The following is a 14,437-nucleotide window of genomic DNA, read 5'->3' on the forward strand; positions in this document are numbered from 1 at the left end:
TGCCGGTGGAAGGAGAGCGGGTATGCAGCACGGTCCCGCGGTACGTCGGCGCAAACTCGGCGAGGAGCTGCGCGCGCTGCGCGACCGCTCCGGACTCACCAGCGGCGAGGTGGCCCGCATCGTCGGCTGGCACCAGTCGAAGGTCAGCCGCATCGAGACGGGCCGCAGCGGTGTGAAGACCGAGGACATCCGGCTGCTGCTCGACGCCTACGGCGACGTGGTGAGCGCCCAGCAGCGGGCGCTGCTGGAGGCCCTCGGGGCGTCGGCGGCCGGCCCGGCGTCGAGCGGGGACACCGCCCGCGGGCGGCAGTGGTGGCACGACTACCGCGGCCTGCTCCCGCAGGAGTACCGGGACTTCATCAGCCTGGAGGCCGGGGCCCGGGCCGCGCGCACCGTGGAGCTCTCCGTGGTGCCGGGGCTGCTGCAGACCCCGGACTACGCGCGGGCCGTGACCCGGGCCGCGCTGGGCGGGCTGCCGGAGCCGAAGGTGGACGCGCTGGTCGAGGTACGGCTGGCACGGCAGGCGGTGCTGCGGGCGGATCCGCCCCTGGAGCTGAGTGCCGTGCTGGACGAGGCGGTGCTGCGCCGGCAGATCGGCGGGCCGGGGGTGATGGCGGAGCAGCTGAGGCATCTGGTGGAGGTGGCACGGCTCCCCCAAGTGCGGCTCCAGGTGCTGCCGTTCACCGTGGGGGGTCATCTCGGCCTGACAGGACCGTTCGTCATTTTCTCATTTCCGAACATCGCCGATCTGGATGTGGTGGTGCTCGACCATTTGACGAGTAGCCTCTATCTGGAGCGGAAGGAAGACCTTGAGGCGTACAGCGCCGCGTTCCGCACCATCCAGGCGCACGCCCTACCGCCCCGTGACTCGTCGGATCTCATCAGCTCCCTCGCTGACGACGCGTAAGGAGACACCCCCGTGTCCGCAACCCCCTTATCCCCCGGCGGACTTCTGAACAGCGCGCGGTGGCGGCGGAGCAGCCGCAGCACCGGAATGAACAACTGCGTGGAAGCGGCCGCCCTGACCGGCGGCCTGCTGGCTGTCCGCGACTCCAAGCGGACGGACGGCCCGGCCGTGCTCTTCACCGGGCCGGCCTGGGACGGCTTCCTCGCCTCCGTACGGGCGGACGTGGACCTGTGACGTGACGCCCTAGCGGTCCGTGGCTCCGGCCGGAGCGGTCGCGAGGACCGTGCCGACGGCCCGGCTGATCTCCTCCCCCGTGAGATCCGCCCGAGCCGTCAGCCGCAGCCGGGAGATGCCGTCCGGCACCGACGGCGGACGGAAGCACCCCACGGACAGACCTGCCTCGCGGCAGTCGGCGGCCCAGCGCAGTGCCGCCGAAGCCGACGGGGCCCGAACCGACACCACGGCCGCGTCCGGCCGGGCCGCGGTCAGGCCGGACGCGGTGAGCCGCCCGTACAGCTCGGCGGCCACCTCCCGGACCCGGGCCGCGCGCTCCGGTTCCCGGCGCAGCAGCCGCAGGCCCGCCAGCGCCGCGCCGGCGGCGGCCGGGGCCAGCCCGGTGTCGAAGATGAAGGCGCGGGCCGTGTTGACCAGGTGCCGGATGACCTTGGCCGGCCCCAGTACCGCGCCGCCCTGGCTGCCGAGCGACTTCGAGAGGGTCATCGTGGCGACCACGCCGGGTGCTCCCGCGAGCCCGGCGGCGTGCAGCGCACCGCGGCCGCCCTCGCCCAGCACGCCCAGTCCGTGCGCGTCGTCCACGATCAGGGCCGCGCCCTCCGCCCGGCAGGCCGCGTAGTAGGCGGCGAGCGGGGCGGCGTCCCCGTCGACGGAGAACACCGAGTCGCTCACCAGCAGGGCGCGGCCGTCGTGGCCGCTCAGGGTCTTGCGGGCCGTCTCGGCGTCGCCGTGCGGGGTGACCGCCACCTCAGCTCGCGAGAGCCGGCAGCCGTCGACGATCGAGGCGTGGTTGCCCGCGTCGGAGACGACCAGCGTGCCCCGGCCGCTGAGCGCGGTCACCGCGGCCAGATTCGCCGCGTATCCGGACGAAAGCACCAGGGCGGACTCGAAGCCCGCGAACGCGGCGAGTTCCCGCTCGAGTTCGGCGTGCAGCTCGGTGGTGCCGGTGACCAGACGCGAGCCGGTCGCACCGGCCCCCCAGCGCTCAGCCGCCTCGCAGGCCCCGCGTACGGTCTCGGGGTGCCGGGACAGGCCCAGGTAGTCGTTGCTCGCCAGGTCCAGCAGGGGCGAGGAGGCGGGCCTCGGCCGCAGGGTCCGTACCAGCCCCGCCTGCTCGCGGACGCGCTCCGCGCCGTCGATCCAGGCGAAGACGTCCTCGGGTTGCGGGGTGTGCTGGGTCATCGGCGGTCCTCGCGTCGCGTCTCGCGATGTGTCTCGCGTTTTGTCGGCAGTCGACAGATCGGCTCGACCCTATCCGCCGTGACCGGAGGGGCTGGTGTGGCGATCCACACACTCCCTTCCGGCCATGTTGTCCGATCTCTCCTTGGCCGGGAGTGGTCGCGTGGGACAGGATCGGGCGCATGGACCTGCTGAACACCCTGGTGGAAAAGGGACTGCGGCGCGAGCTGCCGACCCGCGAAGAGGCGCTGGCCGTTCTGGCGACCTCCGACGACGAACTGCTCGACGTGGTGGCCGCTGCCGGCAAGGTGCGCCGCCAGTGGTTCGGGCGCCGCGTCAAGCTGAACTACCTGGTCAACCTGAAGTCGGGGCTCTGCCCCGAGGACTGCTCGTACTGCTCCCAGCGCCTGGGGTCGAAGGCCGAGATCCTCAAGTACACCTGGCTGAAGCCGGACGAGGCCTCCCAGGCGGCCGCGGCGGGCGTCGCCGGCGGCGCCAAGCGGGTCTGCCTCGTGGCCAGCGGCCGCGGTCCGACCGACCGTGACGTGGCGCGCGTCGGCGAGACGATCGCCGCCATCAAGGAGCAGAACGAGGGCGTCGAGGTCTGCGCCTGCCTGGGGCTCCTCTCCGACGGCCAGGCCGAGAAGCTCCGCGACGCGGGTGCGGATGCCTACAACCACAACCTCAACACGTCCGAGGCCACGTACGGCGGCATCACCAAGACCCACACCTACGCCGACCGGGTCGACACGGTGCGCAAGGCGCACGCGGCGGGCCTGTCCGCGTGCTCGGGTCTGATCGCGGGCATGGGCGAGAGCGACGAGGACCTCGTCGACGTGGTCTACGCCCTGCGCGAGCTGGACTCCGACTCGGTGCCCGTCAACTTCCTGATCCCCTTCGAGGGCACCCCGCTCGCCAAGGAGTGGAACCTCACCCCGCAGCGCTGCCTGCGGATCCTGGCGATGGTCCGCTTCGTCTGCCCCGACGTGGAGGTCCGCATCGCGGGCGGCCGCGAGGTGCACCTGCGCTCGATGCAGCCGCTCGCGCTGCACGTGGCGAACTCGATCTTCCTCGGTGACTACCTGACCAGTGAGGGCCAGGCGGGCCAGGCCGACCTCGACATGATCGCCGACGCCGGCTTCGAGGTGGAGGGCGCCGGTACGACCACCCTTCCCGCGCACCGCGCCGACGCGGCGGCGGCCGCCGCCCGGGCGGGCGGCGTGTGCGGATCGGCGGAGGGATCCGGCGGCTGCGGACCGGCCGGCGCCGAGGCCTCCTCCGGCTGCGGTTCCGCCTGCGGCGGCTGCTCCGGACACGCCGAGGAGACGCCGGCACCCGCCCAGGCGGAGGCGGGGGAGGTCCGTTCGGACCTGGTGGCGGTACGCCGCCGGGGCGCGGGGACGGACATCGCCCCCAATGCGTGACCGGTTCCCCCTGCACGACCCGCTCGACCCCGCCTCGGCCACGGCGGACCTGCTCGCCCTGGACCGGCAGCACGTGTGGCACCCGTACGGACCGATGCCCGGGCGGCAGGAGACCCTGGTGGTCTCCTCCGCCTCGGGGGTCCGGCTGCGGCTCGCCTCCCCCGCCCAGGGGCAGGAGGAGCTGGTCGACGGCATGTCCTCCTGGTGGTCGGCTATCCACGGCTACAACCACCCGGTGCTGAACGAGGCCGCGACCGCCCAGCTGAGCCGGATGTCGCACGTGATGTTCGGCGGGCTCACCCACGAGCCCGCCGTCCGGCTGGCCGCCCGGCTCGTGGAGATCACCCCCGCCGGTCTGGAACACGTCTTCCTCTGCGACTCCGGCTCGGTGTCCGTCGAGGTGGCCGTCAAGATGTGCCTGCAGTACTGGCGTTCGCTGCGCCGCACGGGCAAGACCCGGCTGCTGACCTGGCGCGGCGGCTACCACGGTGACACCTGGCAGCCGATGGCCGTGTGCGACCCCGACGGCGGCATGCACGAACTGTGGCAGGGCCACCTGCCCCGGCAGGTGTTCGCCGACGCCCCGCCCGGGGACTTCGACACCCCCGTGGACCCCGCGTACACCGCCCACCTGCGCTCCCTGATCGCCGCGCACGCCGACGAGCTGGCCGCGGTGATCGTGGAGCCGGTGGTCCAGGGCGCGGGCGGCATGCGCTTCCACCACCCGGGATACCTGCGGGTGCTGCGCGAACTGTGCGACGAGTACGGGGTGCTGCTGATCCTGGACGAGATCGCGACGGGCTTCGGCCGCACCGGCGCGCTCTTCGCCGCCGACCACGCGGGCGTCACCCCGGACGTGATGTGCCTCGGCAAGTCCCTGACCGGCGGCTACGTCACCCTGGCGGCCACCTTGTGCACCGAGAGGGTCGCCGACGGGATCTCGCAGGGCGAGGTCCCCGTCCTGGCGCACGGGCCGACCTTCATGGGCAACCCGCTCGCCACGGCGGTGGCGCTCGCCTCCGTCGACCTGCTGCTCGGGCAGGACTGGGCCGGCGACGTCAAGCGGATCGAGGCGGGCCTGCGCGAGGGCCTCGGCGCGGCCTCCGCCCTGCCCGGGGTCCGGGACGTGCGGGTGCTGGGCGCGATCGGCGTGATCCAGCTCGACCACCCGGTCGACGTGTGGGCCGCCACCCGGGCCTCGGTCCGGGAGGGCGTCTGGCTGCGCCCCTTCCGCGACCTGATCTACACCATGCCCCCGTTCGTCACCGGCGACGCCGACGTGGCCCGGATCTGCCGCGCGGCCGTCGCAGCGGCGAAGGAAGGCTGAGATGTCCGTCATCGTGGTGTCCGGTACCGGCACGGAGATCGGCAAGACCGTGGTCACGGCGGCGGTCGCGGCCGCCGCCCTGGCCGCCGGCCGCTCGGTGGCCGTGCTCAAGCCCGCCCAGACCGGGGTCGGCCCGGACGAGCCGGGGGACGCGGCCGAGGTCGTACGCCTCGCCGGCCCGGCCGTGACCGCGCTGGAACTGGCCCGCTACCCCGAGCCCCTGGCCCCGGACACCGCCGCGCGGCGCTCCGGTCTGCCGACCCTGACCCCGGCCGCGATCGCGGAGGCGGCCGCGCGGCTGGCCGCCGAGCACGACCTGGTGCTGGTGGAGGGCGCCGGCGGGCTGCTCGTGCGCTTCGACGAGGACGGCCGCACCCTGGCGGACGCGGCGCGGCTGATGGGCGCCCCGGTGCTGGTCGTGGCCGCCGCGGGACTCGGCACGCTGAACGCCACCGACCTGACGGCACAGGCACTGGCCGCCCGGGCGATCAGCCCGCTCGGGGTGGTCGTCGGCAGCTGGCCCTCCGCACCCGACCTGGCCTCGCGGTGCAACCTCGCCGACCTCCCCAAGTCCGGACTCCCGCTGCTGGGGGCCGTACCGGAGGGCGCCGGCGGGCTGGCGCCCTCCGCCTTCCGCGCGGCCGCGCCGGGATGGCTGGCGGCGCCGCTGGACGGCACCTGGACGGCGGGGTCCTTCCTCGCCGAGTGGCCCGCCTGAGGTCAGTGGCCTCCCGCCGGTTCGCGGCAGCCGCCCTCCAGGTACGCCCCGTGGACCTCGACGCGGGCGGGGGCGGCGGCCCGCCCCGACACGCAGGAGCCGGCGCCGGGCACCAGCAGCGCGAAGCCGGGTCCTGCGCCCGCACCGCCCTCGTACACGTCACCGTCGGCGACGGGGTAGCCCAAGCCGCGCAGGAGCGCGGTCAGTTCGGCGGGATTCGCCGCGGGTGCGGCGGCCAGCTCCGCCCTGATCCGGGCCGCGTGGGCCTCCCCACGGCAGCGGGCGGCGGGGGTGAGCCGCGTCTGCTGCCGGTACGCGTGGTTCTCGGCGTACTTGCGCGCCTCCGGGTCCGGCGGGACGGCCTCGCCCGCGGGCGCCGTGGGGGTGGGCGAGGCCGTGGCGGTGGCGCAGCGCGCGGCCACTTCCGCGAGGAAGGCCGCCTGCGGGTCGGCCGAGGGCGCCTCGGCCCGGGGAGCGGGGGGCTCGGGGGCGGGGGCGGAGTCGCATCCGGCCAGCAGGAACACCGCGGCAGCGGTGAGCAGGGCGGCGGCCGTGCCGCCGCCGGCGGGGGAGGTACCCGGGGCGGGGGACGTACCCCGGCCGAAGGTCGTACCCCGGGCGGGGGGCTTACGGGATATCACGTTCCGCTCTCCTCATGGTGCCGCTTCACGTACCGGTCCGGGGTGCCGATTATGGCCCGAACCGCGCGGACGGCACCGGTTTCGCGACGGTTCGAGGCGGGGAACAGCCCGGGAGGGCACGCGCAGCCGTGTCGTCCGTCCGCCGCCGATCCGCGCCCGGAGGCCCGCCATGCCCACCGCCGCTCCCGATCCGGTCCACCACCCGTTCTTCGCCCGGTTCTACGCCCGCGCGAGCACCGCCGCCGAGACCCGCGCCGGGATCGGTGCCCTGCGCCGCGAGCTCCTGGCAGGGGTGTCCGGCCGGGTCATCGAGATCGGCGCCGGCAACGGCCTGAACTTCGCGCACTACCCCTCCGCCGTCTCCGAGGTCGTCGCCATCGAACCGGAGCGTGCCCTGCGGCGGCTCGCCGCGGCGGCCGCGCTGCGCGCCGAGGTGCCGGTGGACCTGGTACCGGGCGTCGCCGAGGCGCTCCCGGTCAAGAGCGAGGCCTTCGACGCCGCGGTCGCCTCCCTGGTGCTGTGCACCGTACGCAGTCTGCCGCGCGCCCTCGCCGAACTGCACCGGGTGCTCCGCCCGGGCGCCGAGCTGCGGTTCCTGGAGCACGGGCTGGCTCCCGGGCCCGGCATGGCCGCTGTCCAGCGGGCGCTCGACCGGACGGTGTGGCCCCGCCTGTTCGGCGGCTGCCACACGGCCCGCGATCCGCTCGCCGCGGTGGAGGCCGCCGGTTTCCGGATCGTCTCGCACCGCTCCTTCCGCCTGCCGGAACGCGGCCCGGCCCTGCCCACCTCGTACTGCGTCATCGGCTCGGCCCGCCGGCTGGACGACTAGCGTCCTGGGGCGGACGAATGGCCGGCCCGCGAGACGGACGCCTGGCAGAGCGCGGGTCAGACGGTGAGCGGCTTGACCCAGCGGGTCCAGATGTCCTCGGGCCCGTAGCCGGCCGCCCGCCAGGCCCCGTGCGCCTGCCCGTTCCCGTCGAGCACCATCGCGTCGGCGCGCCTGCCGCCCAGGGCCGCGAACCGCTCCTCGGCGGCGGCCAGCAGCGCGGAGCCGATCCCCTGCCGGCGGTGGCCGGGGTCCACGGCGAGCCGGTACAGGTGACAGCGCCAGCCGTCGAAGCCGGCTATCACGGTGCCGACGAGCTCGCCGCCGCGCCGGGCGAGCAGCAGCGCCTCGGGGTCCCGTTCGTACAGCCGCTGGACTCCGGCCAGGTCGTCGCTGATGCTCGCGCCCTTGGCGGCGCCCTTCCAGAAGTCCAGCACGCCGGGCAGGTCCCCGGCCGCCGCGGGGGCGATGTGAAGATCGTTCATCCAGCGATCCCATCACCCGCGCCCACTCGCCCCGGAGGACGAGCCATCACCTTTGCCTTTCCTTTACCATATGACGAATGGTTTTCTCGATCGAAGACGAAAGGTGTGAGCCTCCGCCCATGGGCGAGCCTCCGAGTTCCCGACCCCCCGGTGCGCGACACCGCGCGGCACCTCCCCTCCTGACCGATCATGGGACGGAGGTGAGCGACCGATGACCGAGGTACTCCTGCTCCTCGTGGCCCTGCTGCTCTGTCTTGCCTGTGGAGCCTTCGTCGCGGCCGAGTTCTCGCTGACGACCATCGAGCGCAGCGAGCTCGAGGGGGCCGTCGAGCGGGGCGAGCGCGGGGCCGACAGCGCCCTGGCCGCGGTCCGCAGCCTCACCTTCCAGCTCTCCGGCGCCCAGCTCGGCATCACCGTGACCGGCCTGGTGATCGGCATGATCTCCAAGCCCTCGATCGCCGCCCTGCTCACGGGACCGTTCGAGGACATGGGCCTGTCGGCCGCCGCCGCGTCCTCCACCGCACTGGTCCTGGCCACCGGCCTGTCGACGGTCGTCCTGATGGTGGTCGGCGAACTGGTCCCCAAGAACTGGGCGATCTCCTCGCCGCTCGCCATCGCCAAGCGCGTGGCGACCACGCAGCGCGTCTTCTCCCGGGCGTTCAAGCCGCTGATCAGCCACTTGAACACCACCGCCAACCACATGGTCCGGCGGCTCGGCATGGAGCCCGCCGAGGAGCTGGCCTCCGCCCGCAGCCCACAGGAGCTGGTGGCCCTGGCCCGGCACTCCGCCAAGGCGGGCGCGCTGGAGAAGGACACCGCCGAGCTGTTCGTGCGGACCCTCAACCTCGCCGACCTGACCGCGGAGAACGTGATGACCCCGCGCGTCCAGGTCACGGCCCTCGACGTGCGCACCACCGCGGAGGACGTGGCCAACGCGACCATGGCCACCGGACTGTCGCGCTTCCCCGTCTACCGGGGCAGCCTCGACACCGTGGTCGGCATCGTCCACATCAAGGACGTACTCGCCCTGCCCGCCGCGGAACGGCACCGGCATCCGGTGTCGGAGCTGCTGCGCGAGCCGCTCCTCGTACCGGAGTCGCTGACCGTGGACCGGCTGCTGGACCGGCTGTCCGGCAAGCAGACGATGGCCGTGGTGATCGACGAGTACGGGGGCACGGCCGGAGTGGCCACGCTCGAGGACATCGTCGAGGAGGTCGTCGGCGAGGTGCGCGACGAGCACGACCCCCACGAGACCCCCGACCTGGCGCCGGCCGGCACGGACGAGACGGGACGCATCCTGTACTCGGCCGACGGCGCCGCGCGCACCGATCAGCTCCAGCGGATCGGGCTGCGGGTGCCCGAGGGCCCGTACGAGACCCTCGCCGGGCTGATAGCGACCGAACTGGGCCGGATCCCGGCCGTCGGCGACACCCTGGAGCTGGACGGCTGGCGGCTGGACGTGGTCGACGCCGGCGGTCGCCGGGCCGCGCGCGTGCTGCTGCACGCGCCGGCCGGTCCCGTCGGCGACGAGAGCCCGGAGGAGACCCGATGACCGCGGTCCAGCTGCTGATCGGCCTGGCGACGCTGGTCGTCAACGCCTTCTTCGTCGGCGCGGAGTTCGCGCTGATCTCGGTCCGGCGCAGCCAGATCGAACCGTACGCCGAGCAGGACGACCGGCGGGCCCGCGCGGTGCTGTGGGGGCTGGAGCACGTCTCGGCCCTGATGGCTGCGGCCCAGCTCGGCATCACCCTGTGCACCCTCGTGCTGGGCGTGGTGGCCGAGCCGGCCATCGCGCACCTGCTGAGCCCGCTGCTCGACGCGGTCGGCGTGCCGTCCGGGGTGGCGCACGCGATCTCCTTCGTGGTGGCGCTGGCGCTGGCCACGTACCTGCACATGCTGTTCGGCGAGATGGTGCCGAAGAACGTGGCGCTGGCCGAGCCGGTGCGCACCGCGCTGGCGCTGGGGCCGCCGCTGGTGGCCCTGACCCGGGCGCTGAGGCCGGTGATCTTCGCGGTGAACGCCTTCGCCAACGCCCTGCTGCGGCTGCTGCGCGTGGAGGTGAAGGACGAGGTCACGGCGACGTTCTCGGACGACGAGCTGGCCCGGATGGTCAAGGACTCCAGTGACGCGGGACTCCTCGACGACCGGGCGAGCGAGCGGCTGCACGACGCCCTCGAACTGGGCCGCCGTCCCGTCGCCGATGTGGTGCTGCCCGCGCACCGCGTCGTCACGGCCCGGGAGGGCGTCTCGGCGGCCGCTCTGGAAGCCCTGGCCGCCGAGACGGGGTACTCCCGTTTCCCGGTGGTCGACGCCCGCCAGCGGATCCTCGGGTACCTGCACGTCAAGGACGCGCTGGACGTGGTGGAACGGGACGACCCGTTCCCGCTGTCCGCGCTGCGCCCCATCGCGCAGGTGCGGGCGGAGACCCCGCTGGACGACGTACTGACGGCCATGCGGCGCAGTCGTACGCACCTGGCGGCGGTCCTCGGCGCGGACGGCGCCCTGGCCGGGCTGGTGACGATGGAGGACGTGCTGCGGGAGCTCTTCGGGCGGCCCGCCTCCGCCTAGGCGCAGCGCCCTACCGCGCGGTAGCATCGCTCCGCCATGGAGATGAATGCGTCATACACCAGTTTCGTCGCGGTCGGCGACTCCTTCACCGAGGGGATGTCCGATCTGCTTCCGGACGGCTCCTACCGGGGCTGGGCCGACCTGCTGGCCGCCCGGCTCGCCGCCCGCGAGCCGGGCTTCCGGTACGCGAACCTCGCGGTGCGCGGGAAGCTGATCGGCCAGATCGCCGAGGAACAGGCGCCGGCCGCCGCCGCGATGGGCGCGGACGTGGTGGCCCTGGTGGGCGGGCTCAACGACACCCTGCGCCCCAAGGTGGACATGGGGCGGGTACGGGCCCACCTGGAGAGCGCCGTGGAACTCCTGGCGCCGTCCTGCGGGCAGCTGGTGCTGATGCGCTCGCCCGGCCGCAACGGGCCGGTGATGGAACGCTTCCGGCCGCGCATGGAAGAACTCTTCGGCATCCTCGAAGAGCTCGCCGCACGGCACGGGGCCCTCCTGGTGGACCTGTACGGGGCCCCCGTGCTCGGGGACCCGCGCCTGTGGGACGTCGACCGGCTCCACCTGACGCCGGAGGGCCACCGCAGGGTGGCCGAGGCCGTGTGGCAGGCTCTGGGACTGCCCGCCGAGGAGGACTGGCGGGCGCCACTGCCCCCGGCGGCTCCCCCGGGCTGGCCCGTGCGCCGGGCCGAGGACCTGCGTTTCGCCCGGCAGCACCTGGTCCCCTGGATCGGCCGCCGGCTGACGGGCCGTTCCTCCGGGGACGGCCGCCCCGCCAAGCGCCCGGACCTGCTGCCGTACGGGACCCCGCCCGGCTCGTAGCAAACCACAATCGCCGGGACTGCCCCTACCTGCGCAAACGCACAGCCGCGGCCCAAGTAGAATCCCTACACGTGACTGCCAAGCCCCGCATCCCCAATGTCCTGGCCGGCCGCTACGCCTCCGCGGAGCTCGCCGTCCTGTGGTCCCCCGAGTACAAGGTCACGCTGGAGCGGCGGCTGTGGCTCGCCGTGCTGCGCGCCCAGAAGGACCTCGGCATCGAGGTCCCCGACGCCGCCCTCGCCGACTACGAGCGTGTCCTGGAGACGGTCGACCTCGCCTCCATCGCCGAGCGCGAGAAGGTCACCCGGCACGACGTGAAGGCACGGATCGAGGAGTTCAACGCCCTCGCCGGCCACGAGCACGTGCACAAGGGCATGACCTCCCGCGACCTCACCGAGAACGTCGAGCAGCTGCAGATCCGGCTCTCCCTCGAGCTGGTCCGCGACCGCACGGTCGCCGTCCTGGCCCGCCTCGGCAAGCTCGCCGGCGAGCACGCCGAGCTGGTCATGGCCGGCCGCTCCCACAACGTGGCCGCGCAGGCGACCACCTTGGGCAAGCGCTTCGCGACCGCCGCGGACGAGCTGCTGGTCGCCTACGACCGCCTGGAGGACCTCCTCCGGCGCTACCCGCTGCGCGGGATCAAGGGCCCGGTCGGCACCGCCCAGGACATGCTCGACCTGCTGGGCGGCGACGCCGCCAAGCTGGCCGACCTGGAGCAGCGCATCGCCGCCCACCTCGGCTTCGCCCAGGCCTTCACCTCGGTCGGCCAGGTCTACCCGCGCTCGCTCGACTACGACGTGGTCTCCGCCCTGGTGCAGCTGGCCGCGGCCCCCTCGTCGATCGCGAAGACGATCCGCCTGATGGCCGGCCACGAGCTGGTCACCGAGGGCTTCAAGCCCGGCCAGGTCGGCTCCTCCGCGATGCCGCACAAGATGAACACCCGCTCCTGCGAGCGCGTCAACGGCCTGATGGTCATCCTGCGCGGCTACGCCTCGATGACGGCCGAGCTGGCCGGCGACCAGTGGAACGAGGGCGACGTCTCCTGCTCCGTCGTCCGCCGGGTCGCCCTGCCCGACGCGTTCTTCGCCTTCGACGGCCTGCTGGAGACCTTCCTGACGGTCCTCGACGAGTTCGGCGCCTTCCCGGCCGTCGTGGCCCGCGAGCTGGACCGCTACCTGCCGTTCCTCGCCACCACCAAGGTGCTGATGGGCGCGGTGCGGGCCGGTGTGGGCCGCGAGGCCGCGCACGAGGTCATCAAGGAGCACGCCGTCGCCTCCGCCCTGGCCATGCGCGAGCAGGGCGCCGAGCGCAACGAGCTGCTGGACAAGCTGGCGGCCGACGAGCGGATGCCGCTCGACCGTGCGCAGCTCGACGCCCTCATGGCGGACAAGCTCTCCTTCACGGGTGCCGCGGGTGACCAGGTCGCGGCCGTGGTCTCCCGTATCGAGGCCATCGCCAAGGAGCACCCGGAGGCCGCCGCTTACGCTCCGGGGTCGATCCTCTGACCCCCGAAGAGCTCGAAGCCGCCCGCGGCCGCGTCCTCCCGGACGTGGTCGCGGGTGGTCTGCGCGTACTGTTCTGCGGTATCAATCCGGGTCTCCTCTCCGCCGCGACGGGCCACCACTTCGCCCGCCCCGGCAATCGTTTCTGGCCGGTGCTGCACCTGTCGGGCTTCACCCCCCGAAGGCTCGCGCCCGAGGAGCAGGAAGAGCTGCTGTCCTACCGCCTGGGCATCACCAACGTCGTCGCCCGGGCCACCGCCCGCGCCGACGAGCTGACGGCGGAGGAGTTCCGCGAGGGCGGCAGGATCCTTACCGCGAAGGTGGAGCGGCTGCGCCCCCAGTGGCTGGCCGTGGTCGGCGTCACCGCCTACCGCACGGCGTTCGGTGACCGGCGGGCCCGGATAGGCCCCCAGGACCGCACCATCGGCGCCACCCGCGTCTGGGCCCTGCCCAACCCCAGCGGCCTGAACGCCCACTGGACGGCGGAGTCCATGGCCGAGGAGTACGCCCGCCTGCGCGTGGCCGCCCAAGCCCCCGACGGCTCCTGAGCCTCCCCTCCGCTACGGCGGGTCCACCACGGTGACCCCCGCCATCAGCAGGAACGGGAACTCCTTGTCCCACTGCGCCACGCACACCACCAGCCACCGGTCCTCGACCCGCCACAGGTGTACGTGGTCGGTGGTGTTGCACAGCTCCAGCCACGGATCCGGTATCTCCTCCCCGCCGAACACCCGGTCGAGCACCGACGCCAGGGCGAAGACCTGCGGCTGCCCCCACCGGTCGTTCAGGGCCTGGGCCAGAGCCCCGTACTCGGCGCTGATCTGTTCCTCGGCCTCCTTCCAGCCGGACCCGTCGTCGTCCCAGAAATCCCGGGTGCGGCTGAGCTGGACCAGGTGGTAACCGGGGCCGGAGCTCCGTTCGCCGCGCACGGCCGGCTCGGACGGGAATTCCCGCGCCCGGAGCCGGTCGATCGTGTCGAGGTGGTCTGCCGTGGTCATGCCGTCAGTATCCGGCGCACCACTGACAACTGGCCCGGCGTCACGCGTCGCGACGCTGAACGGCCACCCAGCCCGCCGCCAGGGCCGCGAGCGCCCACAAGGCGGCCACCCCGAGCCCGCTCCAGGGCCCGAGCGCACCCTCGGCGTGCGTCCGCATCACCGCCTGGCCCGCCCGGTCCGGCATGAACCGCATGGCGCCGCCCGCCACTTGCCCGACCACGAAGGGCACGATGAGCAGGAGGGGTATGAGCAGGCTCATCACCAGGGTGCCGCTGCGTACGAGGGCGGTGAGACCGGCAGCCAGCAGGGCGATCAGGGTGAGGTAGACCCCGCTGCCGAAGACGGCGCGCAGCGTCCCGGGGTCGCCCAGGGACAGCGCGTGCTCCCCCATGAGGGCCTGCCCAGCCACGAAGGTGACGAGGCCGGTGGCTTGTCCGACCAGGAAGGCCGGTCCGGCCACGGCCGCTGTCTTGGACAGGTACAGCCTGGTCCTGTCGGGCACGGCGGTGAGCGTGACCCGCAGGGCGCCGTTGCGGAACTCCCCGGCGAAGGCGGTCGCACCGAAGGCCATGGCCGCTATCTGACCGAAGTTGATCCCGAAGAAGGCCCCGAGCAGCCGGTCCTCCCCCAGGGCTCCGGCCTCGGACTCACCTGTCGCGGCGGCGGTGAGGACCGTGATGCCGGCGGTGACCGCGAAGACGGCGATCAGCGAGCCGAGGACCGCGCGGGCCGAACGTATCTTGATCCATTCCGAGTGCAGGACGGGGACGGTGGGCAGGGCGGCGGCCATGGCGGTGACTCCCATCGGG

General features: G+C 73.6%; 16 protein-coding genes. 11 read left to right on the forward strand and 5 right to left on the reverse strand.

Translation table 11 applies throughout. The features are described from left to right. The first annotated feature begins 22 nt into the window (after positions 1-22). Together ACZ514_RS21435 and ACZ514_RS21440 are read left to right on the forward strand one after the other, a co-directional pair. Positions 23-907 carry a helix-turn-helix domain-containing protein gene (locus tag ACZ514_RS21435; RefSeq protein WP_468165572.1) on the forward strand — a complete coding sequence of 295 codons (885 nt, stop codon included), beginning with the start codon at positions 23-25 and terminating at the stop codon, positions 905-907. 12 nt (positions 908-919) lie between these two features. Continuing rightward, on the forward strand, positions 920-1,141 hold the full coding sequence (locus ACZ514_RS21440; RefSeq protein ID WP_468694287.1) for a DUF397 domain-containing protein: 222 nt from the start codon (positions 920-922) through the stop codon (positions 1,139-1,141). A 9-nt stretch (positions 1,142-1,150) separates the two neighbouring features. Here the strand turns inward: ACZ514_RS21440 and ACZ514_RS21445 are convergent, their stop codons facing one another. After that, the gene (locus ACZ514_RS21445; RefSeq protein ID WP_468165566.1) at positions 1,151-2,323 is read right to left on the reverse strand and encodes an 8-amino-7-oxononanoate synthase; all 1,173 of its coding nucleotides are present in this window, start codon (positions 2,321-2,323) and stop codon (positions 1,151-1,153) included. Between the two features lie 179 nt (positions 2,324-2,502). Here ACZ514_RS21445 and bioB point away from each other — a divergent pair, with 179 nt between their 5' ends. Genes bioB through bioD form a run of 3 tightly spaced genes read left to right on the forward strand, consistent with a single transcriptional unit; the run spans position 2,503 to position 5,789 of the window. Beyond that, positions 2,503-3,744 (forward strand): biotin synthase BioB, encoded by a 1,242-nt coding sequence (bioB, locus tag ACZ514_RS21450; protein WP_469125399.1) that lies wholly within the window; start codon positions 2,503-2,505, stop codon positions 3,742-3,744. Continuing rightward, entirely contained in the window at positions 3,737-5,071 is a 1,335-nt protein-coding gene (locus ACZ514_RS21455) for an adenosylmethionine--8-amino-7-oxononanoate transaminase (RefSeq protein WP_469125400.1), read from the forward strand. The genes bioB and ACZ514_RS21455 overlap by 8 nt, the downstream gene beginning before the upstream one ends. 1 nt (position 5,072) lies before the next feature. Next, on the forward strand, positions 5,073-5,789 hold the full coding sequence (gene bioD, locus ACZ514_RS21460; RefSeq protein ID WP_469125401.1) for a dethiobiotin synthase: 717 nt from the start codon (positions 5,073-5,075) through the stop codon (positions 5,787-5,789). Positions 5,790-5,791: 2 nt separating this feature from the next. Here the strand turns inward: bioD and ACZ514_RS21465 are convergent, their stop codons facing one another. Next, positions 5,792-6,430 (reverse strand): hypothetical protein, encoded by a 639-nt coding sequence (locus tag ACZ514_RS21465; RefSeq protein ID WP_469125402.1) that lies wholly within the window; start codon positions 6,428-6,430, stop codon positions 5,792-5,794. A 169-nt stretch (positions 6,431-6,599) separates the two neighbouring features. Here ACZ514_RS21465 and ACZ514_RS21470 point away from each other — a divergent pair, with 169 nt between their 5' ends. After that, complete coding sequence (locus tag ACZ514_RS21470) at positions 6,600-7,259, forward strand: class I SAM-dependent methyltransferase (RefSeq protein ID WP_468165554.1); 660 nt, start codon at positions 6,600-6,602, stop codon at positions 7,257-7,259. A gap of 56 nt (positions 7,260-7,315) precedes the next feature. Here ACZ514_RS21470 and ACZ514_RS21475 read toward each other — a convergent pair whose 3' ends face one another. Further along, entirely contained in the window at positions 7,316-7,741 is a 426-nt protein-coding gene (locus ACZ514_RS21475) for a GNAT family N-acetyltransferase (RefSeq protein ID WP_468165551.1), read from the reverse strand. Between the two features lie 211 nt (positions 7,742-7,952). Here ACZ514_RS21475 and ACZ514_RS21480 point away from each other — a divergent pair, with 211 nt between their 5' ends. The 5 genes from ACZ514_RS21480 to mug all read left to right on the forward strand — a co-directional run bounded on the left by ACZ514_RS21480 (position 7,953) and on the right by mug (position 13,178). Then, complete coding sequence (locus ACZ514_RS21480; RefSeq protein WP_469125403.1) at positions 7,953-9,293, forward strand: hemolysin family protein; 1,341 nt, start codon at positions 7,953-7,955, stop codon at positions 9,291-9,293. Continuing rightward, positions 9,290-10,309 carry a hemolysin family protein gene (locus ACZ514_RS21485; RefSeq protein ID WP_468165545.1) on the forward strand — a complete coding sequence of 340 codons (1,020 nt, stop codon included), beginning with the start codon at positions 9,290-9,292 and terminating at the stop codon, positions 10,307-10,309. The genes ACZ514_RS21480 and ACZ514_RS21485 overlap by 4 nt, the downstream gene beginning before the upstream one ends. A 36-nt stretch (positions 10,310-10,345) precedes the next feature. Further along, a complete protein-coding gene (locus tag ACZ514_RS21490; RefSeq protein ID WP_469125404.1) occupies positions 10,346-11,128 on the forward strand; it encodes an SGNH/GDSL hydrolase family protein in 783 nt (260 codons plus the stop codon). Between the two features lie 71 nt (positions 11,129-11,199). After that, positions 11,200-12,633: an adenylosuccinate lyase gene (gene purB / locus ACZ514_RS21495; protein WP_468165540.1), complete on the forward strand. Its 1,434-nt coding sequence runs from the start codon at positions 11,200-11,202 to the stop codon at positions 12,631-12,633. After that, complete coding sequence (mug, locus tag ACZ514_RS21500) at positions 12,630-13,178, forward strand: G/U mismatch-specific DNA glycosylase (protein WP_468166201.1); 549 nt, start codon at positions 12,630-12,632, stop codon at positions 13,176-13,178. Before purB ends, mug begins: the two co-directional genes overlap by 4 nt. Positions 13,179-13,190: 12 nt before the next feature. Here mug and ACZ514_RS21505 read toward each other — a convergent pair whose 3' ends face one another. Both ACZ514_RS21505 and ACZ514_RS21510 read right to left on the reverse strand, forming a co-directional pair. After that, on the reverse strand, positions 13,191-13,628 hold the full coding sequence (locus ACZ514_RS21505) for a hypothetical protein (protein WP_468165538.1): 438 nt from the start codon (positions 13,626-13,628) through the stop codon (positions 13,191-13,193). A 40-nt stretch (positions 13,629-13,668) separates the two neighbouring features. Next, positions 13,669-14,433 (reverse strand): ABC transporter permease, encoded by a 765-nt coding sequence (locus ACZ514_RS21510; RefSeq protein WP_469125405.1) that lies wholly within the window; start codon positions 14,431-14,433, stop codon positions 13,669-13,671. Positions 14,434-14,437: the final 4 nt, after the last annotated feature.

The sequence above is a fragment of the Streptomyces sp. NPDC034086 genome (assembly GCF_055575515.1).